The 24,254-nt window shown below is 71.8% G+C and carries 23 protein-coding genes and 1 rRNA gene; 12 read left to right on the plus strand and 12 right to left on the minus strand.

The genetic code is table 11. The features are described from left to right. Window positions 1-107: 107 nt before the first annotated feature. The 4 genes from AB0K37_RS27425 to AB0K37_RS27440 form a co-directional block, all read right to left on the minus strand. Window positions 108-1,373 carry a class I SAM-dependent methyltransferase gene (locus AB0K37_RS27425; protein WP_363985870.1) on the minus strand — a complete coding sequence of 422 codons (1,266 nt, stop codon included), beginning with the start codon at window positions 1,371-1,373 and terminating at the stop codon, window positions 108-110. A gap of 89 nt (window positions 1,374-1,462) precedes the next feature. Further along, window positions 1,463-2,830 (minus strand): FAD-binding oxidoreductase, encoded by a 1,368-nt coding sequence (locus tag AB0K37_RS27430; protein ID WP_363985872.1) that lies wholly within the window; start codon window positions 2,828-2,830, stop codon window positions 1,463-1,465. A gap of 228 nt (window positions 2,831-3,058) precedes the next feature. Beyond that, window positions 3,059-3,577, minus strand: coding sequence for a DUF1707 and DUF4870 domain-containing protein (locus AB0K37_RS27435; protein WP_363985874.1), 519 nt, complete (start codon window positions 3,575-3,577; stop codon window positions 3,059-3,061). 35 nt (window positions 3,578-3,612) lie between these two features. After that, complete coding sequence (locus AB0K37_RS27440; RefSeq protein WP_363985876.1) at window positions 3,613-4,395, minus strand: polysaccharide deacetylase family protein; 783 nt, start codon at window positions 4,393-4,395, stop codon at window positions 3,613-3,615. Between the two features lie 200 nt (window positions 4,396-4,595). Here AB0K37_RS27440 and AB0K37_RS27445 point away from each other — a divergent pair, with 200 nt between their 5' ends. After that, a complete protein-coding gene (locus AB0K37_RS27445) occupies window positions 4,596-4,967 on the plus strand; it encodes a hypothetical protein (protein WP_363985878.1) in 372 nt (123 codons plus the stop codon). Between the two features lie 319 nt (window positions 4,968-5,286). Here the strand turns inward: AB0K37_RS27445 and AB0K37_RS27450 are convergent, their stop codons facing one another. After that, the gene (locus tag AB0K37_RS27450; RefSeq protein ID WP_363985880.1) at window positions 5,287-6,189 is read right to left on the minus strand and encodes a DUF4192 domain-containing protein; all 903 of its coding nucleotides are present in this window, start codon (window positions 6,187-6,189) and stop codon (window positions 5,287-5,289) included. 180 nt (window positions 6,190-6,369) lie between these two features. On the opposite strand from AB0K37_RS27450, the gene AB0K37_RS27455 reads away from it, so the two are divergent. Continuing rightward, complete coding sequence (locus tag AB0K37_RS27455; protein ID WP_363985914.1) at window positions 6,370-8,421, plus strand: ATP-dependent DNA helicase; 2,052 nt, start codon at window positions 6,370-6,372, stop codon at window positions 8,419-8,421. Here the strand turns inward: AB0K37_RS27455 and AB0K37_RS27460 are convergent. The 3 genes from AB0K37_RS27460 to AB0K37_RS27470 form a co-directional block, all read right to left on the minus strand. Further along, window positions 8,418-9,629: a pyridoxal phosphate-dependent aminotransferase gene (locus AB0K37_RS27460; protein ID WP_363985882.1), complete on the minus strand. Its 1,212-nt coding sequence runs from the start codon at window positions 9,627-9,629 to the stop codon at window positions 8,418-8,420. The two genes, AB0K37_RS27455 and AB0K37_RS27460, sit on opposite strands and share 4 nt — an antisense overlap. A 141-nt stretch (window positions 9,630-9,770) precedes the next feature. After that, entirely contained in the window at window positions 9,771-12,281 is a 2,511-nt protein-coding gene (locus AB0K37_RS27465; RefSeq protein WP_363985884.1) for an FtsX-like permease family protein, read from the minus strand. After that, window positions 12,278-13,054: an ABC transporter ATP-binding protein gene (locus AB0K37_RS27470; protein ID WP_363985886.1), complete on the minus strand. Its 777-nt coding sequence runs from the start codon at window positions 13,052-13,054 to the stop codon at window positions 12,278-12,280. The genes AB0K37_RS27465 and AB0K37_RS27470 overlap by 4 nt, the downstream gene beginning before the upstream one ends. A gap of 213 nt (window positions 13,055-13,267) precedes the next feature. On the opposite strand from AB0K37_RS27470, the gene AB0K37_RS27475 reads away from it, so the two are divergent. The 4 genes from AB0K37_RS27475 (at window position 13,268) to AB0K37_RS27490 (ending at window position 16,646) form a co-directional block, all read left to right on the plus strand. Then, window positions 13,268-13,942 carry a TetR/AcrR family transcriptional regulator gene (locus AB0K37_RS27475; RefSeq protein ID WP_363985888.1) on the plus strand — a complete coding sequence of 225 codons (675 nt, stop codon included), beginning with the start codon at window positions 13,268-13,270 and terminating at the stop codon, window positions 13,940-13,942. Window positions 13,943-14,000: 58 nt separating this feature from the next. Continuing rightward, window positions 14,001-15,002, plus strand: a complete 1,002-nt coding sequence (locus AB0K37_RS27480) for a diiron oxygenase (protein WP_363985890.1) — start codon at window positions 14,001-14,003, stop codon at window positions 15,000-15,002. 201 nt (window positions 15,003-15,203) lie between these two features. Further along, a complete protein-coding gene (locus AB0K37_RS27485; protein WP_363985892.1) occupies window positions 15,204-16,022 on the plus strand; it encodes an SDR family oxidoreductase in 819 nt (272 codons plus the stop codon). 132 nt (window positions 16,023-16,154) lie between these two features. Next, window positions 16,155-16,646 (plus strand): DUF523 domain-containing protein, encoded by a 492-nt coding sequence (locus tag AB0K37_RS27490; protein WP_363985894.1) that lies wholly within the window; start codon window positions 16,155-16,157, stop codon window positions 16,644-16,646. Between the two features lie 30 nt (window positions 16,647-16,676). On the opposite strand, the gene AB0K37_RS27495 is transcribed toward AB0K37_RS27490, so the two are convergent. Further along, on the minus strand, window positions 16,677-17,192 hold the full coding sequence (locus AB0K37_RS27495) for an Lrp/AsnC family transcriptional regulator (protein WP_363985896.1): 516 nt from the start codon (window positions 17,190-17,192) through the stop codon (window positions 16,677-16,679). A 77-nt stretch (window positions 17,193-17,269) separates the two neighbouring features. On the opposite strand from AB0K37_RS27495, the gene AB0K37_RS27500 reads away from it, so the two are divergent. Both AB0K37_RS27500 and AB0K37_RS27505 read left to right on the plus strand, forming a co-directional pair. Further along, window positions 17,270-18,331 carry a Glu/Leu/Phe/Val dehydrogenase dimerization domain-containing protein gene (locus AB0K37_RS27500; protein WP_363985898.1) on the plus strand — a complete coding sequence of 354 codons (1,062 nt, stop codon included), beginning with the start codon at window positions 17,270-17,272 and terminating at the stop codon, window positions 18,329-18,331. A gap of 90 nt (window positions 18,332-18,421) precedes the next feature. Next, complete coding sequence (locus AB0K37_RS27505) at window positions 18,422-18,976, plus strand: DinB family protein (RefSeq protein ID WP_363985900.1); 555 nt, start codon at window positions 18,422-18,424, stop codon at window positions 18,974-18,976. Between the two features lie 72 nt (window positions 18,977-19,048). Here AB0K37_RS27505 and AB0K37_RS27510 read toward each other — a convergent pair whose 3' ends face one another. Then, the gene (locus AB0K37_RS27510; protein WP_363985902.1) at window positions 19,049-19,678 is read right to left on the minus strand and encodes a helix-turn-helix domain-containing protein; all 630 of its coding nucleotides are present in this window, start codon (window positions 19,676-19,678) and stop codon (window positions 19,049-19,051) included. Between the two features lie 78 nt (window positions 19,679-19,756). Between AB0K37_RS27510 and AB0K37_RS27515 the strand changes: the two genes are divergently transcribed. Then, on the plus strand, window positions 19,757-20,464 hold the full coding sequence (locus AB0K37_RS27515; RefSeq protein WP_363985904.1) for an SDR family NAD(P)-dependent oxidoreductase: 708 nt from the start codon (window positions 19,757-19,759) through the stop codon (window positions 20,462-20,464). Between the two features lie 328 nt (window positions 20,465-20,792). Here AB0K37_RS27515 and AB0K37_RS27520 read toward each other — a convergent pair whose 3' ends face one another. Next, complete coding sequence (locus AB0K37_RS27520) at window positions 20,793-21,701, minus strand: helix-turn-helix transcriptional regulator (protein ID WP_363985906.1); 909 nt, start codon at window positions 21,699-21,701, stop codon at window positions 20,793-20,795. A 167-nt stretch (window positions 21,702-21,868) separates the two neighbouring features. On the opposite strand from AB0K37_RS27520, the gene AB0K37_RS27525 reads away from it, so the two are divergent. The 3 genes from AB0K37_RS27525 to AB0K37_RS27535 are packed head-to-tail and all read left to right on the plus strand — an operon-like array spanning window position 21,869 to window position 24,108. After that, on the plus strand, window positions 21,869-23,335 hold the full coding sequence (locus AB0K37_RS27525) for an MFS transporter (protein ID WP_363985908.1): 1,467 nt from the start codon (window positions 21,869-21,871) through the stop codon (window positions 23,333-23,335). 58 nt (window positions 23,336-23,393) lie between these two features. Further along, window positions 23,394-23,684: a metalloregulator ArsR/SmtB family transcription factor gene (locus AB0K37_RS27530; RefSeq protein ID WP_363985910.1), complete on the plus strand. Its 291-nt coding sequence runs from the start codon at window positions 23,394-23,396 to the stop codon at window positions 23,682-23,684. 34 nt (window positions 23,685-23,718) lie between these two features. Continuing rightward, window positions 23,719-24,108 (plus strand): VOC family protein, encoded by a 390-nt coding sequence (locus AB0K37_RS27535; RefSeq protein ID WP_363985912.1) that lies wholly within the window; start codon window positions 23,719-23,721, stop codon window positions 24,106-24,108. Between the two features lie 62 nt (window positions 24,109-24,170). Here AB0K37_RS27535 and rrf read toward each other — a convergent pair. Next, window positions 24,171-24,254: ribosomal RNA gene (gene rrf, locus AB0K37_RS27540) — 5S ribosomal RNA — on the minus strand; the annotation flags it as partial.

Below are 24,254 nucleotides of genomic sequence, written 5' to 3' on the forward strand. Positions count from 1 at the left end.
ACGACCATCCGCCCGCCGGGGACACGGCGCGGGCCTGCCGGCCCCCAACCGGCGCGGGGCCCACCGGACGGCACCGGTCGGCCCGTCGCCGTCTGAAGCGGCCGTCGTCACGATCCCCAGTCGGGTCGCAGCGGCATGCGGCTCGTGCCGTCGTCCTCCAGCTTCACGCCGAGCGTCTGGTGCAGCTGGATCCAGTTCTGGTTGAAGCCGAGCACGCAGCCCGCCATGTAGACGCGCCACACGCGGGCGGTTCCCTCACCGACCTCGGCGACGGCCTCGTCCCAGTGCGCGTCGAGGTTCTCGCACCAGCCGGTGAGCGTGCGCGCGTAGTGCTCGCGCAGGTTCTCCTGGTGCCGGATCTCGAACCCCGCGTCGTTCATCTGGCTCTGGACGTAGCCCGGGCCCTCCAGCTCGCCGTCCGGGAACACGTACCGGTTGATGAACCCGTTCTCCTTGCGGGACGGAGACGTGTTGTCCGGACGCGTGATGGTGTGGTTCAGCATCCGCCCGCCCTTCTTCAGCTTCCCGTGGAGGAAGGAGAAGTAGGCCGGAAGGTTCTTCTTCCCGATGTGCTCGGTCAGGCCGATGGAGCTGACCGCGTCGAAGCCGGTCTCGGCCACGTCGCGGTAGTCCATGTGCCGGACCTCCGCGAGGTCGGACAGGCCCCGGTCGGCGATCGCCTTCTGCGCCCACTCGGCCTGCTGCTTGGACAGCGTGACGCCGAGCGCCTTGACCCCGTACTCCTTCGCGGCGTGCATCACCATGCCGCCCCAGCCGCAGCCGACGTCCAGCAGCCGCATCCCCGGCTTCAGCCCGAGCTTCTTGGCCACCAGGTCGTGCTTGTTGAACTGCGCCTCTTCCAGCGTGGCGCCCTCATGCGGGTAGCACGCGCAGGTGTAGGCCATCGACGGGCCGAGCACCCACTCGTAGAAAGTGTTGGACACGTCGTAGTGGTGGGAGATGGCCCGCGCGTCCCGCTTCTTGGAGTGCCGGAGCCACGACGGGATGCGGCTGAACGGCGCCTCCTGCGGCGGCGGGTCCAGCCGGCGCGACGCCGCCGCGCGCAGCAGCGGATCGCCCAGGACCCCGCCGGCGATCCTCGCCTTGTCGCGCGGCGTCACGTCGCTGAGCACCTGCTGCATCGTGGTCAGCGCCGTGATCATGTCGCCGTCGACGTCGATCATGCCGGTGACGTAGGCGCGGGCGAGCCCGAGCGCGCCAGGCGAGTGCAGCAGGTACGAGACCGCGTACGGTGAGCGCACGTCGAAACGGATGTCGGCGCCGGGCACCCCCGCCCGAGATCCGTCGTAGGCCGTGAACTCCACTGGCGCCTCAGCCCCGGCGAGCTGCTCGAAGACCCTGGCCAGCGTCATTGTGGTTCCTCCTGTCTCTCCGCCCCGGCCCGGGCGGCGGCGGTCGGGCCGCCTCCCGCGCGGGGCTCCCCCGAACTGCGGGCGCCTGGTCAGCGTCCGCGCACGCACTTGTCGTAGAGGTCCAGCAGCCGCCCGCGCGGATCATAGACCCCCTTGAGCCGCCGGTAGGTCTCCCCGTCGTAGTACCGCCAGAACTCGTCCCGGCCGTAGAAGGCCGTCGAGTACAGGGACTTGTGGCCGTCGAGGGCGGCGACCTTACGCTCGATGAGCCGGTTGTGGTACTCGGGGATCTGCCCCGGCGGGATCCGCACCGTCCCCCAGAAACCGGCGTTCACGTAGGGGCGGCCCACGTCGAGCGGGTACAGCGGCCACCGCTCCTTCGCACGCAGCGGGCACAGCCAGATCGGGCTCATGCCCACCTTGTCGTGGAAGAACTCCAGGAACTCCGGAAGCCGCTCGACCGGCACCTCGATGTCCTGGATGACGTCCTCGCGCGGCCGCAGCCCCCGCCACCGCTCCGCGCGCGCGACGATGTGGTACCGGCGGTCGTAGGCGACCAGCTTGCGGTACACGTCGGAGCGCTTGAACTTGTCGGGCCACAGCCGCCGGACGGTCGGGTTCTGCACGCCGAACGCGCCCGAGCACCAGAACCAGTCGGTGTCCCAGCGCCAGATGTAGTCGCGGATCGTGAGGAAGTCGACCGACCGCTGCTGGATCGACCTGTAGTAGATCTTCTGGCCGGTGTAGTCGGAGGTGTAGGGCGCGGAGTCGGCGAAGAAGCCGAGCGTGATGTACTGCTCGTCCGCGCCGAAGACCGTCCCGTCCATGAAGTCGACGGTCTCGTCCTCGAACGTCCCGGACTCGGTGATCTCCCCCAGGACGCGGGCGAGCTCCGCCGCGTCGGTGAACCGCAGGTGCCGCAGCCGGACGTAGGGCCGGACGGGCCGCAGCTCGATCTTCAACCGGAGGCTGTAGCCGAGCGTCCCGTAGGAGTTCGGGAAACCGTAGAACAGGTCCTTGTGCTCGTTGTCGCGCGTCGCCGTGACGACCTGCCCGTCGCCGGTGAGGACCTCCAGCTCCAGGACGCCCTCGTGCGGCAGCCCGTCGCGGAACGACGTCGACTCGATGCCGAGCCCGGTCACCGCCCCGCCCAGCGTGATCGTCTTCAGCTGGGGGACGACCGTCGGCATCAGACCGTGCGGCAGCGTCGCGTCGACCAGGTCCTCGTAGGTGGTCATGCCCTGGACCTGCGCGGTCCGCTCGTCCGGGTCGACGCTCAGCACCTTGTCGAAGCCGGAGACGTCCAGGCCGGGCGCCGCCGAGGGGTCGCGCCACCGGAACAGGTTCGAGGTCCGCTTGGCCAGCCGCACCGGCGTGCCGTCCGGAATGGCCTGGTAGGACCTCCTGAGCGCCTCCACCGCCCGCTGGTGATCGCCCTTGATCGCAAGCTCCGTCATCTACCCCTCCCTCGCATAGTTAATCGATCATCCCATGCATGGTCCACATAACTCGGACGTTAAAGGAGTCACAGGCAGAGAGGGGAATAAACCCACGGGCGTGCGCATAGGCGTCGTTCCATCTCCTGGAGGCGGCCGGTCGCGCTCGACGCGACCACGTCAACCTTCCCCGGAGGGGTACTCCGACAAACCCGAGCCGCGTTCAACGCCAGGCTCGCGCGCCCCGCGTCACTTCACCAGGCGCAGGATCCACGGGTAGCGGAACGACTGGCCGGTCAGCGCGAAGACGGCCGCGATCGCCGACAGCACCCACGCCACCGCGTACACGACCCCGCCGACGCCGAAGGTGACGATCGTGAGCAGCAGCAGCGTCACCTGGAAGTTCACGGCCTCCGCCGCCTGCCGCCGGACGTAGGGCGACCGCTTGCCGCTCAGCAGCATCAGCACGAGCGGGCCGACGAACAGCGTGGGGACGGCGACCGCGTGCGCGGCGGCGGCCAGCATCCGGTCCTCGCCCGTGGCGGCCTCGCCCTCGGCCGCCACGGGCCGCGCTGGGACGGGCACCAGGTCGAGGAGGACGGAGCCGAGGTCGTTGCGCGTCTTGGCCGTCATCGCCAGCTGAACGCGCAGGTCGAACTCGTCCTCGTCGAGCCGCCCGTCGGCGTAGGCGTCCTGTAGCCGCTGGATGACCGGTTCCCGCTCGGCGTCCGAGACCCGCAGATCCCCCACCGCGTAGCTGCTGTTCATACGCCCATGCTCCGCGCGGCCCCGCCGCGGGGCCATCAGGGAAGACCCTGAGGATCCCCTGAATTCCGCTGGACGTACTCCTTCCCGGGTGTCAGGCGCCCGCCGAACAGCTCGGGCACCGTGACGAACACGTACCCCTCGGCCGCCAGCCGGTCGATGATCGTCGGGACGGCCTTCACGCTCGTCGGATGGATGTCGTGCATCAGCACGATGTAGCCGGGCCGCGCCGCCTTCAGCACCCGCTTCTCGACGTAGGCGGTGTCGCGGTGCTCCCAGTCGAGGGGGTCGACCGTCCACAGCACCTGCGCCATCCCCAGCTCTCGCGTGATCTTCGTCAGCCGCCCGGAGGTCGACCCGTAGGGCGGCCTGAGCAGGGTGGGCGTGACCCCGGACGCCCGCCGGATCGCGTCCTGCGTCCGGGTCAGCTCGTCCATGATCTTCCTGTGGGACGCCCGCCCGAGGTCGGCGTGCGTGTAGCTGTGGTCGGCGATCTCGTGGCCCGCCTCCAGCTCGCGCCGCACGAGCTCCGGATGCTTCGCCGCGTTCTCCCCCACGATGAAGAACGTCGCCCGGACCTTGCGGGCGGCGAGGATGTCCAGCAGCTCCGCGGTGCTCTCGGCGGGCCCGTCGTCGAACGTCAGCGCCAGGCACTTGGCCCGGGCGCAGTCGGGCGGCGGCGGCTTCGGTGGCGCGGCCGGTCGCGGCGGGGGCTTCGCCCTGGCGGGCTCGGCGCGCGCGATGGGCCCCACCTGGCCCTGGGCCGGGGTGAGGGTGCTCAGGAGCCCGAACACCGCGACCGCGAGCACGGCTCCGGCCACCCGCCGAACATGGTTCGGCCCGTCCATCGACACCCCCGTGTGATGATCCCCCGAAGGCGCCAGTCTAGGGCGCGGCCCCCCGGCCCGCCGGGGTCGTCGCCGCTGTGTCGGGAACCGGCGCGCCGCCGGTCTCGTTATCGACGTACACCGCAAGCCCGCTCCGGAGCTCCTCCGGACGGGACCGAACGACGGGGTGAGGGATGAGGTTCCGGGATCGGTTCGGGATCCGCAGGCACCGCGGGTCCACGGTGACCAAGCTCGACAGGGAGGCGACGGACTCCGACATCGAGGCGCTGATCGCCTTCGCCCGCGCCCGCCGCGGCGTCGAGTTCTTCGTCGAGCCCGAGACGTACGCCACCGACACCACGGCCGTCGCCGTAGCCCACGACGGTGAGTGGACCCGCCGCCGCGTCGGCTCCCCCAAGGTCATCGGCAAGGTGGCCCGCGACCTCGGCCTGCCCGTCTACGACGTCCAGATCGTCGGCTACCCGCCCCGCATGCGCGCCTGGAACGACCGCAACCGCGACCGCCGCATCGACCCCGGCACCCCCGGCCAGGCCGTCTCCTCCTGACCCCGCCCCGAACGCCGCGCACTCAGCTGCGGTCGGGCCAGCGAGGCCCATCGCGGGCTAGTGGCCACGGCAAGGGCCGGGTCGGAATCCTTTCCGGCGGTGGTGAAGTCCTGCGTCGCTGCACGGGGCAAGGCAGTCGGAGACACCGCGGTCCGGCGCGCAGGCGTCGCCCCACATCGGCGCGGCTGGCGCGGCGGCGGGAAGGCGGGCCTTCCCTGACCTTTCCGGGAAGGGGACGCGAAGAGCTGCCCGCGTGCATGTCAGCAGGCTTTCTGCTGGTTGGGGGAATCGGGTGTGCGCATGCGGAGTCTTGCGGGTGCTATGCCTGCGTTGACCACTTCGCGGAGGATGACGGCCATGGAGTAGGCGGGGTCGGCGTCCAGGGCGCGTTGCAGGGCGACGTTGGCCAGGCCGCCGTCGCCGGCGGAGTAGGCGGCGAACGCCAGCAGGGACGCGGGCGCCGGGACGCGGGGGGGTCGACGCGGCGGACGATGTCGCGCCAGAAGGCGATGTCGGCGGCCGGGGCGTCCTCGTCGAGGCGGGTCCAGGTCTCGTCGCGGACGCGCAGGTCGGTGAGGAGGAGGCCGAGCCAGGCGACCTCGTCGTCGGTCGGGCGGGAGCCGGTGCGGGCGCGGGCGGTCAGCGCGAGGACGAAGGCGAGGTCGTCTTCGGCGGACGAGGGCCGGCGGGCCAGGTAGCGCCGCTCGGCGCGTTCGGCGGCGCGGCGCATCGCGGCGCGGGCGGGGCCCTCGGGCGGCCGGACGGAGGCGACCAGCTCGGCGCGGTCGGCCAGCGCCACGTGGCCTCCGAAGGTCGCCTCGGCGGCGACGGCGCTGGCGTAGATGTCGTACGGGGTGCCTTCGGGCGGGCAGCAGACGTCGTCGCAGGTGAGCGACCACCAGCGGCCGTCGGCGACGCGGATGGCCTCGGCGACGGGGACGCCCGCGGCGGCCAGGGCCGCGCGCATGGGCCGGGCGGACTCCGCCACCTCGCCCGGCGGACCGTACCCGAGCAGGAGCGAGCGGGCGAAGCCGTTGCCGGCCAGGACGGCGGCGACGCGGTCGGCGGCGCCCGGCGCCGGTAAGTCGAGCCGGATCGCGCATGTGGCGCCGGATCGTCCCTCGAAGCCGATGACGACGAGGCTGCGCGAGGGGTGGAAGCCGAGCAGGTAGGGCACGGCCGCGATGGCGTCCTGGGCCGAGCGGATCACCAGTGATGTCATGCGCCGAGGGTTTCAGGGGCGGCGGAGGCGCCGCCGCGGCTCTCGGAACTGTGGATAACTCACGGGTGATTCGGGACGCGGTCGGGCGGGACGGGACGCGGGTGTCGGCCGCGGGCGGTAGCGTTGGGCGACGTGCCCGCCCCTGATCTGCTGACCGGCAGCGAGACCCAGATTCCGGACATGGCGACCCTGCTCGCCGCGGCCGTCGCGTCCGTCGGGGGCGCCGAGCGCCCCGGGCAGGTGGCGATGGCGCGGGCCGTCGAGAAGGCCATCGACTCCGGAGAGCACGTCGCTTCGCAGGCCGGCACGGGGACGGGCAAGTCGCTCGCCTACCTGGTTCCCGCGATCCGCCACGCCGTCAAGGACAAGACGACCGTGGTGGTGTCCACGGCGACGATCGCGTTGCAGCGCCAGCTCGTCGACCGCGACCTGCCGCGGCTCGCGGAGGCCCTCGGCCCGCTGCTCGGTACGGAGCTGAAGTTCGCGATCCTCAAGGGGCGCCGCAACTACCTGTGCCTGCACCGGGTGCAGACGGGCGTGCCCGAGGAGGAGGACGAGGGGCCGAGCCTGTTCGACCCGCAGCAGCTGTCCTCGCTCGGACGGCAGGTCAAGCGGCTGAACGAGTGGGCGGAGGAGACCAAGACCGGCGACCGCGACGAGCTGGTGCCGGGGGTGGGCGAGCAGGCGTGGCGGCAGGTCGCCGTGACGGCGAAGGAGTGCCTGGGCGCGCAGCGGTGCCCGCAGGGGAGCGAGTGCTTCGCCGAGCTGGCGCGGGCTGAGGCCGGCGAGGCGCACATCGTCGTCACCAACCACGCGCTGCTGGCCATCGACGCCCTGGAGGAGTTCCAGGTCCTGCCCGAGCACGACGTGGTGATCGTCGACGAGGCCCACGAGCTGGTCGACCGGGTCACCTCGGTCGCGACCGGGGATCTGAGCGCCGCCGGTGTGGAGACGGCCGCGCGGCGGTGCGGGCGGCTGACCGAGGAGCACCTCGCCGACCGGCTCAAGGAGGCCGCCGAAGGGCTCGGCCTTCTGCTGGAGGAGATGCCCGCGGGCCGGATGGACGTCCTGCCCGGCGGCCTGGGCAACACGCTGGCGTCCGTCCGGGACGCCGCGCACGCCTGCGTCACGGCGCTCGGGCCGGAGAAGAAGGACGCCGACCCCGGTGACATGGCCGCGCGGAAGGCGGCGCGGTCCTCGCTGGAGGAGCTGCACGACACGGCCGTGCGGATCCTGGAGGCGTTCCAGCCCGAGATGGCGCAGCGCTTCGACGTGGTGTGGCTGGAGAAGCCGTTCGTCCAGGAAGGGCGGCCGAAGCGGCCGCCGGCGCTGCACGTGGCGCCGATCGGTGTCGGCGGGCTGTTGCGCACGACGCTGTTCGAGCAGCGCACCGCGATCCTCACGTCGGCGACGCTCACGCTGGGCGGGTCGTTCGAGCCGCTCGCCCGCCAGTGGGGGCTGCCGCCGCTGGACGAGGGCGGCCCGAAGGACGCCAGGACCGCCGCCGAGGGCCTCGCGAGGACCGCGACGGAGAAGGGCGAGGAGACCGAGGTCGTCTGGTCGGGGCTCGACGTCGGTTCGCCGTTCGACCATCCGAAGGCGGGCATCCTCTACGTCGCGCGGCATCTGCCGCAGCCGGGGCGGGACGGCCTCGCCGACGCCTACCTCACCGAGATCACCGAGCTGATCGAGGCGGCGGGCGGGCGGACGCTCGGCCTGTTCTCCTCGATGCGCGCCGCGCGCCAGGCCGCCGACGAGCTGAAGGACCACCTGTCCCACCCGCTGCTGTGCCAGGGCGAAGACTCCACGTCCCTGCTGGTGAAGCAGTTCGCCGAGGACGAGCGCACCTGCCTGTTCGGCACCCTGTCGCTCTGGCAGGGCGTGGACGTCCCCGGCCCCTCGCTGCAGCTCGTCATCATGGACCGCATCCCGTTCCCGCGCCCGGACGACCCGGTGTCGTCGGCGCGGTCCCGGGCCGTCGCGGCGCGCGGCGGCAACGGGTTCATGGCGGTCGCGGCGACGCACGCGGCGCTGCTGCTCGCGCAGGGCGCGGGCCGGCTGCTGCGCTCGATGGACGACCGCGGCGTGGTCGCCGTCCTCGACCCGCGGCTCGCCACGGCCCGCTACGGCGGCTTCCTCAAGAACTCGCTGCCGCCGTTCTGGGCGACCACGGACCCCGCCGTCGTCCGCGGCGCCCTCCGCCGGCTGGACGCCGCCGCGGCGCCGTCCTAGCCGCGGTAGGCGGAGAGGAACTCGCCGATGCGCCCGACGGCGTCCTCCAGGTCGTCGGCGTACTGGAGGGTGACGATGCGGAAGTGGTCGGTGGACGGCCAGTTGAACCCCGTCCCCTGGACGATGAGCAGCTTCTGCTGCTCCAGCAGGTCGAGGGCGAAGCGCATGTCGTCCTCGATCGGGTACATCTCCGGGTCCAGGCGCGGGAAGACGTAGAGGGCGCCCGTGGGCTTGACGCAGCTGACGCCCGGCAGGTCGTTGAGGAGTTTCCAGGCGCGGTCGCGCTGCTCGCCGAGGCGTCCGGTCGGCAGGACGAGGTCGTCGATGCTCTGGTAGCCGCCGAGCGCGGCCTGGATGGCGTGCTGCCCCGGAACGTTCGGGCACAGCCGCATGTTGGCGAGGATGTCGAGGCCCTCGATGTAGGACTCGGCGTGCTCCTTCGGCCCGGACAGCACCACCCATCCCGAGCGGAACCCGGCGACGCGGTAGTTCTTCGACAGGCCGCCGAAGGTGAGGCACAGCAGGTCGGGGGCCAGGGACGCGATCGGGACGTGCTCGGCGTCGTCGTAGAGGATCCGGTCGTAGATCTCGTCCGCGAAGATGATCAGGTTGCGGCGGCGGGCGACCTCGACGATGCGCGAGAGCACCTCGCGGGAGTAGACGGCGCCGGTCGGGTTGTTCGGGTTGATGATCACCAGCGCGCGGGTGCGGTCGCCGATCTTGGACTCGATGTCGTCCAGGCTCGGCTGCCACCCGTCGTCCTCGTCGCACAGGTAGTGGACGGGGGTGCCCCCGCACAGCGACACCGACGCCGTCCACAGCGGGTAGTCGGGCGTCGGGATGAGGACCTCGTCGCCGTCGTTGAGCAGCGCCTGCAGCGTCATGACGATGAGCTCGGAGACGCCGTTGCCGAGGTAGACGTCCTCGACGTCGACGCCCGCGACGCCGCTGTCCTCGAAGCGCTGCACGATGGCGCGGCGGGCGGGGAGGATGCCCTTGGAGTCGCTGTAGCCGTGCGCCTCCGGCAGGTTGCGGATCATGTCCTGGAGGAGTTCGGGCGGGGCCTCGAACCCGAAGGGGGCCGGGTTGCCGATGTGCAGCTTGAGGATCTTGCTTCCCTCGTTCTCCAGCTGCTTGGCGCGCTTGAGGACCGGCCCGCGGATGTCGTAACAGACGTTGGTCAGCTTGCCCGACTGGTTGACCTGCATGGACTTACCTTAGCCACGGTGCGCCCGCGACACGCGGCCCGCCCCGCAACGGCCTCGCGACCTGGGAGGACGCCCCGATCCCCCGGCGTGGCGCCGGGGGAACGAGCGCGTCACGGGCGGCGATGTCACGGGGCGGCGATGTCACGGGGCGGCGATGGCGGACAGGATCGCCAGCCGCGCCGCGCGCCGGGCGGGACGGATCGCGGCGAGCGCCCCGGCGACCGCGCCGACCACGGCGATGACCGCGACCTGCGCGACGGGAGGCGCGAAAGGGTTGCCGAGGGCGGTGCCGAGGCCCCAGCCCAGGAACACGCCGAGGACGAGCCCGCCGCCGGTGCCGAACAGCGCCACGATGACCGATTCCCAGCGCACCATCGACCGGATCTGCGGGCGCGTCGCGCCGACCGCGCGGAGCAGGCCGAGTTCGCGGGTCCGCTCGTGGACGGCCAGCGACAGCGTGTTGGCGATGCCGAGCAGCGCGACGACGATGGCCAGGATCAGCATCCCGTAGACGACGCTGATGAAACCGGCCATCTCCTCGGTCTGCGCCGCCACGAACTCGTCCCGCGACTCCACCTCGGGCGCCCCGTACGGCTTGGCCAGCGCGGTGAGGGCCTGCCGCGCGGACGCGACCGACGCGCCGGGCTTCAGCTCGACGAACGCCCTGGTGTCCAGCGGCTGCCTGGTGTGCGCGTCCCACACCGACCGCGGGACGAGGTAGTCGCCGGTCAGATCGGGGTTGCCGTAGACGGCGCCCACGGTGAGCTTCTGCGAGGTGCCGTCCGCGAACGTCACGCCGACCGCGGTACCCACGCGCCAGCCGTTGTCGTCCGCGGCCTTCTTCGAGACGGCGAACGTACCGGCGTCGTTGAGGCCGCCTTGGGTGACGTCCAGGTCGAGGACACGACGCAGACTGGAGGGGTCTGCGACACTGACGGTGGACGGCGCGCCGTTCACCCGCATGCTGCCCGTGCCCATCCCGGCGACCTCGCCCACCTGCGGCAGTTTCGCCGCTTCCCGAACGAGCGAGGTGGCGAAGCCGCCGGTCTCGTTGGTGCCCGCGTCCACGACGATCGGGCCGTTGAACGACCCGGCCACGCCGTCCTCCAGGGAGGCGCGCAGCGATCCGAGGAACACCGTCATCAGCGTGACGACCCCGACGCCGATCATCAGCGCGGTCGCCGCGCCGGCCGTGCGCGCCGGGCTGCGCGTGGCGTTGTCGCGCGCGAGCCTGCCGGGCACGCCGCGCAGCCGCGCCGCGGGCCCGCCGAGCAGCGCCGCGACGGGGCGGGCGGCGACGGGGCCGAGCACGACCATCGACACGACGGTCACGACCGCGCCCGCGGCCGTCATCGCCGTCTGCCCGGTGGCCGCGCCGAACGCGACGGTCCCGACGGCCACCGCCGCGAAGACGCCGCCGACGATGAGGCGGGTCTCCGACGGCCGGGACGCCTCGGCCGAGACCTCGCGCAGCGCGGCCAGCGGCGGCACCCGCGACGCCTTCAGCGCCGGGCCGAGCGCGGCGGCCAGCGTGACCAGCAGGCCGACCGGAACCGCGATCATGATCGTGGTGGCGGCGACGGTGAGGCCCTCCAGCGCGATCCCGATGCGGAAGCGGATGAACAGCTCCCGCAGCAGGGCGGCGAACCCGAGCCCGCCGGCGAGCCCGGCGAGGGTCGCGGCGGCGCCGATCACCAGCGCCTCGAAGCCGACGATGGTGACGACCTGGCGGCGCCCGGCGCCGAGCGCGCGCAGCAGGGCCGACTCGCGGGTCCGCTGCGCCATCGTGATCGCGAACGTGTTGTGGATGCTGAACGCCGCGACCAGCAGGGCCACCCCGCCGAACGCGGCCAGGACCGTCCGGAACACGCGCAGGAAGCCGTTCTGGACGAGGCTCATACCCTCCTCGACCTGCGCCTTCTTCGTGAGCGCCTGGACCCCCGCGGGCAGCGCCGCCCGCACGCGGGACGCCAGTTCCGCCTGGTCGACGCCGTCCTGCGCGCGGACGGAGACGCCGCTGATGCGGTCGGTGCCCTTCGCGACGTGCCTGCGAGCGCCTTCGAGGGAGAACGCCGTGAACGACGTCTCGCCGAAGGCCTCCTCGTCGCCGAACATGCTGATGCCGACGACGGTCACCGGGACCTTCTCCGGCGTGAGGACCGCTGTGCGGTCCCCGACCTTCAGGCGGCCCTCGTCGGCGAACATCCTGTCGATGACGACCTCGTCCGGCGCGCGGGGCGCCCGCCCTTCGGCGAGCCGGTAAGGGTTGAGCTTCGGATCGGTCTTCCAGTTGCCCGCCGTCCGGGGGCCGCGCGACTGGATCACCGTGCCGTCCTTGGCGAGCAGCTGCCCCGACCCCTCGATGGTCGGCTCGGCGTTGGCGACGCCCCGCACCCTGCGCACCCTGTCCAGGACGGACGCGTCGATCTGCCCCCGCGCGCCCCACGGCGCGTCGCTCACCCTGGTCGAGTTCCTGACGACCACGTCCGTGTCGCCGTACGCGCTGGAGACGTACCCGTCGATGCTCGCCGCGAGGGTGTCGCCCAGAACGAGCGTCCCGGTCAGGAACGTCACGCCGAGGAAGACCGCCACCAGGGAGCCGGCCAGGCGGCGCTTGCGTCCCCTCAGCTCCTTGAGGACGAGCCCGGTCATCGGTGGTCCCCCAGCCCTCGCATGCGGTCGAGCACGCGGTCGGGGGTGGGGGCGTCCATGACGTCCACGACCCGGCCGTCGGCGAGGAACACCACCGCGTCGGCGTGCCCGGCGGCGACCGGGTCGTGGGTCACCATCGCCACGGTCTGGCCCAGGTGGTCCACGGCGTCGCGCAGCAGCGCGAGCACCTCGGTGCCGGTGCGGGAGTCGAGGTTGCCGGTCGGCTCGTCCGCGAACACGATCTGCGGGCGCGTGACCAGGGCGCGCGCCAGCGCCACCCGCTGCTGCTGCCCGCCCGACATCTCCGACGGACGGTGCGACAGCCGGTCCCCGAGCTTCAGGACGCGGACGACCGTGTCCAGCCACTCCCGCTCCGGGCCCGCCCCCGCGAGGGTCAGCGGCAGGAGGATGTTGTCGCGCGCCGTCAGCGTGGGGAGCAGGTTGAACGCCTGGAAGACGAACCCGATCCGCTCGCGCCTGAGCCGGGTCAGGCGGCGGTCCGACAGCGCTCCGAGCTCCTGGCCGCCGACGTAGACCTTGCCGGACGTCGCGTCCTCCAGGCCCGCGACGCAGTGCATGAGCGTGGACTTCCCGGCCCCGGACGGACCCATGATCGCGGTGAACCGCCCGGCCGGGAACTCCACGCTGACGTCGTCGAGCGCCCGCACCGCCATGGCGCCGGACCCGTACACCTTGCCGAGGCCCACCGTGCGGGCGCCGCCCGCGCCGGCGTCCTCGGCGATCGATCGCCTTGCTTCCGCTGCGTTTCCCATGACCGGGATCGTGGCCTCACGCCATGGGGCCCGTCGTCGGGCCAGGAGATGCACTGTGCCTGCTCCTCGGGGAGGCCCCCGCCGGCCGCGGGGTACGTCCGGCGCGGTACGCGGCCCACGGCGAAGATCAATAAGACGGGGCGTCCAATTGTGATGCGGGCAACATACATGCAGGCTTGATTGCATGTATGTCGCGCTCGTACCGTCGGGAGCGTGTCAGTAAGCAGCCGCAGACGTCACCGGCTCGCCTCCCCCGGGCGGCGTACGCAGGAGGAGCGCCGGTCGCGCACGCAGGCCAGGCTCCTGGAGGCCACCACGGAGTGCCTGGTGGACCTCGGCTGGGCCGGGACGTCCACCACGGAGGTGGCGCGCCGCGCCGGCGTCTCGCGCGGCGCCCAGCAGCACCACTACCCGACGAAGATGGTCCTCGTCGCGGCGGCGCTGGAGCACCTGCTGGAGGCGCAGCGCCTGGCCTACGAGACGGCCTTCGCGGTGCTGCCGGCGGAGCGGCGCAACGTGTCGGGGGCGCTCGACCTGCTCTGGGAGGTGTTCCGCGGCCGTCCGGCCAAGGCCCTCATGGAGCTGGCGGTGGCGGCCCGCACCGATGACGAGCTGCGGCCGCTGTGCCGCGACCTGAACGAGCGGATCCTCCAGGTCATCACGGAGACCTTCGAGCGCCTGTTCCCCGACAACACCCTTGCCCCCGACTTCGTCTCGACGACGCTGCGCACCCTGTTCGCCATGTTCGTCGGGCTGTCCATCCAGAACGCGCTGGACGACGACGCCGACGGCCACCAGGCCGCGGTGCTGCGCCAGGTCAAGGACGTCGCGCAGCTGATCGTCCCCGAGCGGGGCCAGGCGGAGGCCCGGCCCCGCACCGGCCCCTAGCCACGACCCGTCACACATCGGCCCCGGCCGACCGCACCACCCCGAGGGAGCGTCCCCCATGCCGAAAGCCCCCACCGAACTCGCCGACGAGGTCCGCGAGCAGGTCAAGGACAAGAAGTCGTACCTCGGCGTCATCGACCGCCTGAACAAGGCCTCGGTCGAGAAGCACTGGGAGGCCTACGCCGACATCCCCTGGGACGACCCCGAGTTCCTCGTCGACAAGAACGACCCGCGCTGGGTGCTGCCGCCGTTCGACCGGCTCGGGGAGACGGAGTGGTACCAGTCGCAGCCCCAGGAGATCCGGTCGCAGATCGGCCTCTGGCGCGTCGCCACCGCGATGAAGATCGGGCTGCAGTTCGAGAACCTGCTGAAGCGCGGGCTGCTCAACTACGCCTACCGGCTGCCGAACGGCCGGCCCGAGTTCCGGTACGTCTACCACGAGACGACCGAGGAATGTCATCACGGCATGATGTTCCAGGAGTTCGTGAACCGGACGAAGATGCCGATCCGCGGCATGCCGCGCGCGCTCAACCTCATCGCGCAGGCGGCCCCGTGGATCCCGCTGGTCAGCACCGAGATGTTCTTCGTCTTCGTGCTCGGCGGCGAGGACCCCATCGACTACGTCCAGCGCAAGTCCCTCAAGGGCGGGCACATCAAGCACCCCCTGGAGGAGACCATCATGAAGATCCACATCGCGGAGGAGGCCCGGCACATCTCGTTCGCCCGGCACTACCTCAAGCACCGGGTCCCGAACATGCACCCGTTCCGCCGCCGGATCCTCGGCATCGCGACGCCCGTCGTCCTCGGCGTGATGGCGCGGATCATGCTGTCCCCGCCCGGGCCGATGGTGCGGCACTTCGGCATCCCGAAGGACGTCGTCCGCGCCGCCTACAAGAACGACGCGGCACAGGCGGAGATCGCCAACTCGGTCGGCAAGATCCGCGACCTGATGGCCGAGCTCGGCGTCGTCACGCCGGTGAACAAGCAGGTCTGGAAGGCCTTCGGCATCTGGGACGAGCCCAAGCAGCGCCGCGCCGTCGAGCCGGCCAGGGCCGCCTGACCCGCCGCCCCGGCCCGGGCGGCCTCCAGAGCGAGCGCGAGGACGAGCCGGCGGCGGCGAGTTTGTCGTCCCGGTGAGTACCGGCGGCCCGCACCGCCGCCTAGAATCCACGCAATTGAACAGAAGATCCAATTAGCCAGTGCGGTCCGGGCTCGCTCCACCCCCGAGCCCGGGCCCGCTGTCGACCGAGCGGAGCGCGCAATGAGCATCGCGATCGTGACCGGAGGAGCGTCCGGCATCGGCCGTGCGATCGCCACGTCCCTGGTGGCGCGCGGCGACACCGTCGTGGTCACCGACATCAACGCCGAGGGCGCCGCGCGGGTCGTCGACAAGCTGAACACCCTCGGCAAGGGCAAGGCCGCCTCCGCAGCCCTCGACGTCACCGACGCCGACGCCGTCACCGACCTCTACAAGGGCGTCAAGGCCGACCACGGGCGCCTCGACCTGGTGTTCAACAACGCGGGCATCGCGGTCGGCGGGCTGGCCGAGGAGCTCACCCTCGACCACTGGAACCGCGCCATCGACATCAACCTCAAGGGCGTCGTGCACGGCGTCCACGCCGCCTACCCGATCATGCTGGAGCAGGGCCGCGGCCACATCGTCAACACCGCCTCGCTCGCCGGGCTCGTCCCGATGCCGATCGGCATCCCCTACACCGCCACCAAGCACGCCGTCGTCGGCCTCTCCCTCGGCCTGCGCGCCGAGGCCGCCGGACGCGGCGTCAAGGTCAGCGTGGTGTGCCCGAGCTTCGTGGACACCCCGCTGCTGCACAACGTCAACCCCGACCTGCCCGAGACCCCGCTGAGCGGCGACGCCACCGGCGACATCGCGAAGGCGGCCCCGCGCCTCTACACGGCGGAGAAGCTCGCCCGCGACATCATGCGCGGCGTCGCCAAGAACCAGGCCCTCATCGTCGCGCCCGCCCACGGCCGCCTCGCCTGGCGCGGCGTCCGCCTCAACCCGGGCGCGGCCGTCCGCGTCGCCCAGATCGCCGTCAACCGCATCCGCGCCGGCCAGTAGGACGGCCACCCGCCTCTCCTTCGACCTGCGACGTCTTCGAGTGGTCGCGGGTCGAAGGCGTGCCGCTCGCACCGCTGCGACGCTCCGACTTCCGCGAGGGCTGCGGGGCGTGTCCCGCATAGGCTGGGCGGCGTGGAACGCATCCTGGTCAGCTCGTGCCTTGCCGGGCGGCCCGTCCGCTACGACGGGGCGGCCAAGCCGGTGGCCGGCGGCCTCTTCGAACGCTGGCGCGCCGAGGGCCGCCTCGTCCCGTTCTGCCCCGAGGTGTCGGGCGGCCTGCCCGTCCCCCGCCCGGCCGCCGAGATCGTCGGCGGGGACGGCGGCGACGTCCTCGACGGCACGGCCCGCGTCGTCACCGGCGGCGGCGCGGACGTCACCGGCGAGTTCCTCCGCGGCGCCCGCCTGGCCCTGGAGACCGCGCGGCGCGCCGGCGCCCGCCTCGCCCTGCTCAAGGAGGGCAGCCCGTCCTGCGGCGGCCACCGCGTCTACGACGGCACCTTCACCGGCGCGTCCGTCCCCGGTTCCGGCGTGACGACCGCACTCCTGCGCCGCTCCGGCATTCACGTCTTCACCGAGGACGAACTGGACGCGATGCAGGCCCTCCTGAACGACCTGGAGAACTGACGCCCGGAGACGGCGTCCCGTCCTTGCGGCTCACGGCCGGGAGACCGGCGGTTCGAAGGGCGGCAGGGTCTCCCGCGTGCTGCTCTGCCGTGGCGGCAGAGGGTCGAGCACCGGGTTGGTGAGGTGCTGGTAGATGATCGAGGTGCGGAAGCTGACGATCTCCCGGCGGTTGGTGAACTGGTCCAGGAGGAACGCGTGCAGATGGTCGATGTCCTGGGCCGTGACGTGGACGAGGAAGTCGTCGCTGCCGGCCATCGTGTAGACGGAGACGACTTCCGGCAGCCGGGTCACCGACCGTTCGAAGGCGCCGACGACGTCTCGGCGCAGAGGCCGGACCTGGGTGAACACCATCGCCTGGACCGAGCGGTTGAGCGCGGGCAGCGACACCTGGGCCCGGTATCCCCGGATGATGCCGCGCTTGTGCAGAAGCCTGGTGCGTTCGAGGCAGGTGGAGGGCGCGATGCCGAGTTTCTCGGCGAGGGCGCGGTTCGACTGCCGACCATCGGCCTGCAGATGATGCACGATCGCCGTATCAAGTTCGTCCACGCTTGCCTCCTCGACGCCGTTCCGAATTTAGTTCGGCGTACAGCCAATTGAGCCGCACAACACTCTAGCTTCGGGCCATGAGCCGAGCATTCACCCACGAAGAGGTCGTCATCCGGTGCGGACGCCGCTCCCGGCTGCCGCTGATCGTCGCCGTCCACTCCCGTGTTCTGGGCCCGGCGGTGGGCGGCTGCCGGCTGCGCCGCTACGACACCTGGCAGGACGGACTGACCGACGCCCTGCGCCTCTCGGAGGCCATGACCTACAAGGCCGCGGTGGCCGGTCTGGACTTCGGGGGCGGCAAGAGCGTGATCGTCCTCGACCGGGAGACCGAACTCACCGGGGACCTGCGCGAAGCCGTGCTCCAGGACCTGGGCGAGCTGGTCGGCTCCTTCCAGGGCTCCTACCGGACCGGCCCCGACGTCGGCACCGGCCCAGAGGACATGACAGTCCTGCGGCGCTTCTCGCCGTACGCTTACTGCGCGCCCGAGAAGGACGGCGGGACGGGCGATTCCGGCGGCCCCACCGCCGCGGGAGTCCTGGCCGCCCTGCACGCCGGCGCCCGTCACGTGTTCGGCGACGTCTCCTGCGCGGGCCGCACCGTGGTGATCAGCGGATTCGGGTCGGTCGGCAGCGGCATCGCCGCCGGCCTGGCCGCCGAAGGCGCGCACATCGTGGTGTCGGACGTGGAGCGGTCCCGCAAGAACGCCGCCCTGGCGTGCGGCTACGGATGGGTCGAACCCGATCAGGCCCTGTACGCGCCGGCCGACATCCTCGTCCCGGCGGCCGTCGGCGGCGTCCTCGATGAGGCGACCGTCCCCCGTCTCACCGCGCCCCTGGTCGTCGGCCCGGCGAACAACCAGCTCACCGAAGAATCCGTCGCCGACACCCTCGCGGAGCACGGCATCGTCTGGGTCCCGGACTACGTCGCCAGTGCCGGGGGCATCGTCTACGCCCTCAGCCGGGAATCGGAGAATCGCAGCCACGAGGCCGCCCAGAAGAGGGTGGAAGGTATCGGCGACACCGTCAGCCATGTTCTCGGCCTGGCCCGCACGACCGGCGTCACCCCGCTGCGGGCCGCCCGGGAGATCGCCGAACGCCGGCTCGCCTCCGCCGCCTCACAAGTCCGCGCCACCCGATGACATGGTCTGTACGACGCCGGGCACCTCGTTCCCGCCACCGAGGGCTTCCCCGGCACCTTGCCCTGCTCCCCTCCCTCAGAAAGGCAGAAGATGGACGACACGCCCCGCCGCAGGAGAAGCGAGATCTTCGGTGACGAGGAGGACGGCCGATTCGCCTTCCCCGCCGTCGGGAACGAGCGGGCGTTGCTCACCGGCGTCCTCGCCGCGCAGCGGTCGACCCTGGAAGTGAAGTGCGCCGGCCTGAACGCCGAGCTGGCCCGGCGGTCGGCGGAGCCGTCCACGCTGTCGCTGCTCGGCCTGGTCCGGCATCTCGCCGACATGGAGCGCCGCTGGTTCAGGACGGTCCTGGCCGGCCGGGACGCGCCCGCCCGCTTCTCGTCCGCCGAGGACCCCGACGGCGATTTCGACGGCGCCGTCCCGGACCCCGAGGTCATCGCGGGCGCCTGGCGCGCCTGGCGGGAGGAGGTGGCCTTCGCCGACGCCTACACCGCCGAGGCGCCGCACCTCGACGTCGAGGGCCGCGACGCCTGGCGCGGGCGGGTCTCCCTGCGCTGGGTGCTCATCCACATGATCGAGGAGTACGCACGGCACAACGGTCACGCCGACCTGCTCCGCGAACGCATCGACGGCGCGAGGGGCCTGTGAGCGAGGACGGGACGGGCCCGCGCCCGGGCATCCCCGTCGCGGCGCGCACAGGGCGGCCTCCGGCGCACCGGCTCAAGCCATGAAACGGGTGATCTGCTCGGGGGTCAGCGCCGGGACGGGGAGCGGCCGCGCGGCCTCGGGGCGCAGCCCGTCGAGGAAGAACCCGAGGCAGCGCCGCCAGGCGTCGGGCGCGACGTCCGCCGACTCCCGGATCACCTGCGACATCGCCCACATCAGGGTCACGACGTCCTGCGGCTCGAAGTCGGGGCGCAGGCCACCGGCTTCCTTGGCCCGGGCCATGATCGTCACCAGGTGCTCGAATCCCCGATGGCAGGCGGTGTTCAGCTCGGAGGCGAGCGGGAAGCGCCGGGCGAGCGCGTCGTTGAGCCCGCGGTCCTCGGCCTGCAGCGCGAAGAGCCCCTCGATGTAGGCGACGAACCCGCTCCATGGATCGGGATCGGCCAGGGACCGCTCGACGATCTCGTCCAGCGCGGCCAGGCGGGCGGGGAAGATGGCGTCGAAGAGGTTCTCGCGCGCGGGGAAGTGGTTGTAGAGCGTGCCGATGCTCACGCCCGCCCTCCGCGCGACCTCTTCCAGCGGCGCGTCCAGGCCGCGTTCCCCGAACACGGCCGCGGCGGCGGCCACCAGCTTGTCCCGATTGCGTGCGGCGTCCGCCCGAAGCGGCCTGCTCTTCCCGGCCATGCCTCCATCCTACGAAGTTGAGGAAACCCTCAAGTTCCATGTTAAATTGAGGTGATCCTCAACTTACGGGAGTTGCGCATGTCTTCCACGACCGTCGTCATCGGGGCCGGACCGGGTCTCGGCATGTCCGTCGCCCACCGCTTCGGCCGCGAAGGCCACAAGATCGTCCTCATGTCCAGGAACGGGGCGCGCCACCCCGGCTACGTCGCGGCGCTGGAGGCCGAGGGCGTCGAGGCCACGGCCATCGCGGCGGACGTCCGCGACCGCGACGCGCTGCTCGCCGCGCTCGACGCGATCGGCCGCGTCGACGTCGTCTACTACGGCCCCGGCGCGGCGGATCTGGACGCCCGGCCCGTTCCCATCACCTCGACGGACGTGCCGGCCGCCCAGGAGGCGATGAGCTCGGTGTATCCCGCGATCGACGTGGTGGGCGCCCTCCTGCCCGGAATGCTGGAGCGCGGTGACGGCGGGCTGCTGTTCGCGGGCGGCCTCAGCGCGGTCGTCCCGATGCCCATGCTCGGCGGCCTCGCGCTCTCCTCGGCGGCCCTGCGGAACTACGCCCTGACCCTCAACGCGGCCCTGACCGAGAAGGGGATCTACGCCGGAACCCTGACGATCGGCGGCCTCATCGAACGCGGCGACATCCACCGCATGATCACGTCCCAGATGGACGGGCTGGACGGCCTCCCCGTCGGCACCCTCGCTCCCGACGACATCGCCGACACCGCCTGGGACCTCTACGCCAAGCGCGACCGCTCCGAAGCGGTCTTCAACGCGCTGGCCTGACCGCTCATCAGGTCGGCCGGTCCTGCTGGGCTGCGGTGAGAGCCTGCTCCACCGAGTCGTAGAGCGGGTAGACGTCGAAGTCCCCCGCCACACGGACGATGGCGGGGGGGCTGGTCCCACGCGTTCTGCATGTGCGATCTCCTCATCTGTCCTTCGCCGACGATGGGACGCGGCTCGCTCTTCAACCGTTCCGGCCAGGCGTTCCCGGTGCGTGCGGGCATCCGGCCCGCGGGACGGCCAGACGGGGATGGCCAAAGGCATGACCCGAAGAGCCGCCATGCCGGCGGGGCCGCCTTAGCGGGCCGTCGGCCCGGCGGCCTTGGAACCGCTACGCCGGGCGCGCCCGCTCCGAAGTGGTCCTGAGCGCGCCGGCGTGCGGATCGGCCTGCTCACCGGCGAGGCCCGTGATCAGGCTCAGGGCCGCGGCCGAAGGGGTGTCCGGGTCGGCGGTGAACACCGCCATGCGCTGGCCCTCGTCGTTGGACAGCTCCATGATCTCGTTGTTCAGCGTCATCGCCCCCACCAGCGGATGCCTGAACTCGCGGACGTACCGGACGGCGCAGTCCTGAACCGGATGCGCCGCCCACAATGACGCGAACTCGGGGCTGTGCACGGCGAGCTCGCCGATGAGGCCGGTCAGCTCCGCGTCATGGGGGTAGCGGACAGAGGTCATCCGGACGTCCGCGACCGTGTCCCGGGCCTTGGTCCGCCAGTCGGCGTACAGCTCGCGCGTGTGCGGATCCAGGAAGACGAGGCGGGCGATGTTGGGGCGTCCACGGGGCTGGTCGGGCGCCTCGAAGGGGAGGTGTCCGGCGAGCAGCGCGTGGGCGGCGCGGTTCCAGGCGAGCACGTCGTAGCGGCGGCCCATGATCAGCGCCGGGGTGTCGCCGAACGCGCCGAGCATGAGCCGGACGGCGGGGCGCAGCCGCTCTGGCCGCGGGCGCCTGCGGGGTGCGGTCTTCTGGCGGGCGAGGCTCCGCAGGTAGGCGTGCTCCGTCTCGTCCAGCTCCAGCACTCGGGCGATCGCGTCGAGGACGGCCTCCGAGGCGTTGGGGCTCTGGCCCTGCTCCAGGCGTGTGTAGTACCCGGCGCTGACGCCCGCGAGCTGCGCCAGCTCTTCGCGGCGCAGCCCGGGCACGCGCCGCCGCCCGCCGTAGTCGGGCAGACCGACGTCCTCGGGACGGAGCCGTGCGCGACGGCTGCGCAGGAACTCGCCGAGCTCAGATCGCTGCTCCATGCCGTCCAGCATGCTCGCCTCCGCCTTCTTTCGCCTGCACCTGCCAGGTGTAGGCACCGCAGGGGTGCTCTCAGCGAGGGGCTGGGTAGCGCTCGCGGTTCGCCGCAGGGTGGGCCGTGCCGGGACGCCGTCCTGCGCCCCGGCACGACACATCATGAAAGGCGAACATGACGGACGATTCGATCCGGCACGCGCGCTCCAGCGCACTCGACCGCCGCGAATGGCTGACCCTGGTCACCCTGTGCGGCGCCACGTTCATGACGGGGCTGGACTACTCCGTCGTCACCGTGGCCCTCCCGGAGATAGGACGCGACCTGGGCTTCGCGACCACCGGTTCGCTGCAGTGGGTCGCGACGGCAAGCCTGCTGCCGACCGCGAGCCTGCTGCCCCTGTTCGGCCGCGTCTCCGACATCGTCGGGCGCCGCCGGCTGTTCATCCTCGGAGTCGTCCTGTTCGGCGGCTTCTCCCTGGCGGCGGCACTGGCGAGCGCGCCCGCACCGCTGATCGCCGCCCGCGCGGGCCAGGGCGCGTCCGCGGCGATGGTCATGCCAACGGCCGTCGCGCTGTTGACGGCGGCCTTCCCCGAAGGACCTCGCCGGACGCGGGCGCTGGGCGTCAACGGCGCGGTGCTGTCGCTGGGATTCGTCCTCGGCACCCTGGGCGGCGGCGTCATCACCAGCGGGCTGAACTGGCGCTGGACCATGCTGCTCCTCGCCGCCATCAGCGGCCTGCTGCTGCTCGGCACGACCACTCTGCCGCGAGACACCGGCCCCCGCGCCATGGCCCGCCTGGACGTTCCCGGTGCCGTACTGGCGAGTGTCGGCCTGTTCGCTCTGGTCTACGGCATCTCGACGGGCCCGGACGCAGGGTGGGTGAGCCCGCCGACGCTTGGGTCCCTCTCCCTGGCCGTGCTCTGCCTGAGCGCTTTCCTCCTGGTGGAGCAGCGGCACCCGGCCCCGCTGATTCCGCTGGGCCTGCTGAACAGGCCGACGGTGAAGTGGGGCGGCCTCGTCGGCTTCGTCACCCTCGGCATGTGCGGCGGCGCGACGGTCCTTCTCAGCCTCTACATGCAGGACGTCCTCGGCTACTCGGCTCTCGCCACGGGCGCCGGCTTCCTTGCGGAGGGCATCGCGGCTCTCGTCGCGGGCCTGCTGGCCGTCCGCCTGATCGCAGCGCTGGGCGGGACACGCGCCATGAGCCTCGGCCTCGCCGTGCAGGGCCTCGGCACAGGCGCGATGACCCTCCTGCCTGTGGAGGGCGGACTCCCTCTCCTGCTCACCACGTCCGGTGCCATGGGCTTCGGCCATGTCCTGACGGTCGTCTCCTTCATCACCGCCATGACGTCCGGTCTACGGGACGACGAGCAGGGTGCCGCAGGCGGCCTGTCACAACTGCCGCAGTTCCTCGGGGGCATCGGCACCGCCGGCCTGGCGGCCGTCGTCACGGCCCGCACGGGTGCGCTCTCGCCCACGACGGACGCGTTGCACGCCACCCTGGGCGGCCTGCATGCGGCCACCCTGGCGGCCGGTCTCATCTGCCTGACCGCCAGCGCCCTACCGCTGCTCCTCCGGTCGACACCCCACGGTCCGACCGCCGACGCGAGCAGCTCCGGAAGGCAACGAGCCTCCTCGTAGCCGAGCCACCCGCGGTCGATCTTGACAGGCAAGCGTCGACTTGCCTAACGTTGGGTGAGTGGGAGACATGTTCAAGGCGTTGGCCGACCCCACGCGGCGCACCATCCTCGACGAGCTGACCCGCCAGAACGGCCAGACTCTCTTCGAGATCTGCGGCCGCCTGACGACCACGCACGGGCTCGGCTCGTCACGGCAGGCGATCTCGCAGCATCTCGACGTCCTTGAGGCCGCCGGCCTGGTCGAGACCAGACGTGAGGGCCGGTACAAGTTCCACTACATCAACACCGGCCCGCTCCAATACATCGTCGAACGGTGGCTCCGCAGGACCACGGGGCCCGAGCGTCCGTGACGGCGCACCGAATGAAGGCCGAAAGGGAACCGAGATGAGAATCAGACTGACGAGCGTGTTCGTGGACGATCAGGAAAGGGCCCTCAGGTTCTACACCGACATACTGGGGTTCGAGAAGAAGCACGACATCCCCCTCGGCGAGGACCGGTGGCTGACGGTGGTGTCCCCGAAGGACCCGGACGGCCCGAATCTGCTCCTCGAACCCAGCAGCCACCCCGCGGTGAAGCCGTTCAAGGAAGCGCTCGTCGCCGACGGCATCCCGTTCGCCTCGTTCGAAGTCGACAACGTCAAGGCCGAGTACGACCGGCTGCGCGGTCTCGGAGTCCGCTTCACCCAGGAGCCCGTCGAGATGGGACCGGTGGTCACGGCCGTCCTGGACGACACCTGCGGCAACCTGATCCAGATCGCCCACCGGCCCGTCTGACCGCCCACCACGACAAATGAGAAAGGCCCCGCCGGTAACGGCGGGGCCTTTCTGCAATATGTGTCCGGCGGCGTCCTACTCTCCCACACGGTCTCCCATGCAGTACCATCGGCGCTGAAGGGCTTAACTTCCGGGTTCGGGATGGG

The organism is Actinomadura sp. NPDC049753, from assembly GCF_040674655.1.
In the GTDB taxonomy this organism is placed as follows: Bacteria; Actinomycetota; Actinomycetes; order Streptosporangiales; family Streptosporangiaceae; genus Spirillospora; species Spirillospora verrucosospora.

Excerpts from the sequence above, each read along its gene's own strand:
- AB0K37_RS27425 (WP_363985870.1), bottom strand. The coding sequence starts at position 1,373 with ATGACGCTGGCCAGGGTCTTCGAGCAGCTCGCCGGGGCTGAGGCGCCA.
- AB0K37_RS27430 (WP_363985872.1), bottom strand. The coding sequence starts at position 2,830 with ATGACGGAGCTTGCGATCAAGGGCGATCACCAGCGGGCGGTGGAGGCG.
- AB0K37_RS27435 (WP_363985874.1), bottom strand. The coding sequence starts at position 3,577 with ATGAACAGCAGCTACGCGGTGGGGGATCTGCGGGTCTCGGACGCCGAG.
- AB0K37_RS27445 (WP_363985878.1), top strand. The coding sequence starts at position 4,596 with ATGAGGTTCCGGGATCGGTTCGGGATCCGCAGGCACCGCGGGTCCACG.
- AB0K37_RS27450 (WP_363985880.1), bottom strand. The coding sequence starts at position 6,189 with ATGACATCACTGGTGATCCGCTCGGCCCAGGACGCCATCGCGGCCGTG.
- AB0K37_RS27455 (WP_363985914.1), top strand. The coding sequence starts at position 6,370 with ATGGCGACCCTGCTCGCCGCGGCCGTCGCGTCCGTCGGGGGCGCCGAG.
- AB0K37_RS27460 (WP_363985882.1), bottom strand. The coding sequence starts at position 9,629 with ATGCAGGTCAACCAGTCGGGCAAGCTGACCAACGTCTGTTACGACATC.
- AB0K37_RS27465 (WP_363985884.1), bottom strand. The coding sequence starts at position 12,281 with ATGACCGGGCTCGTCCTCAAGGAGCTGAGGGGACGCAAGCGCCGCCTG.
- AB0K37_RS27470 (WP_363985886.1), bottom strand. The coding sequence starts at position 13,054 with ATGGGAAACGCAGCGGAAGCAAGGCGATCGATCGCCGAGGACGCCGGC.
- AB0K37_RS27480 (WP_363985890.1), top strand. The coding sequence starts at position 14,001 with ATGCCGAAAGCCCCCACCGAACTCGCCGACGAGGTCCGCGAGCAGGTC.
- AB0K37_RS27485 (WP_363985892.1), top strand. The coding sequence starts at position 15,204 with ATGAGCATCGCGATCGTGACCGGAGGAGCGTCCGGCATCGGCCGTGCG.
- AB0K37_RS27500 (WP_363985898.1), top strand. The coding sequence starts at position 17,270 with ATGAGCCGAGCATTCACCCACGAAGAGGTCGTCATCCGGTGCGGACGC.
- AB0K37_RS27505 (WP_363985900.1), top strand. The coding sequence starts at position 18,422 with ATGGACGACACGCCCCGCCGCAGGAGAAGCGAGATCTTCGGTGACGAG.
- AB0K37_RS27510 (WP_363985902.1), bottom strand. The coding sequence starts at position 19,678 with ATGGCCGGGAAGAGCAGGCCGCTTCGGGCGGACGCCGCACGCAATCGG.
- AB0K37_RS27515 (WP_363985904.1), top strand. The coding sequence starts at position 19,757 with ATGTCTTCCACGACCGTCGTCATCGGGGCCGGACCGGGTCTCGGCATG.
- AB0K37_RS27520 (WP_363985906.1), bottom strand. The coding sequence starts at position 21,701 with ATGGAGCAGCGATCTGAGCTCGGCGAGTTCCTGCGCAGCCGTCGCGCA.
- AB0K37_RS27525 (WP_363985908.1), top strand. The coding sequence starts at position 21,869 with ATGACGGACGATTCGATCCGGCACGCGCGCTCCAGCGCACTCGACCGC.
- AB0K37_RS27535 (WP_363985912.1), top strand. The coding sequence starts at position 23,719 with ATGAGAATCAGACTGACGAGCGTGTTCGTGGACGATCAGGAAAGGGCC.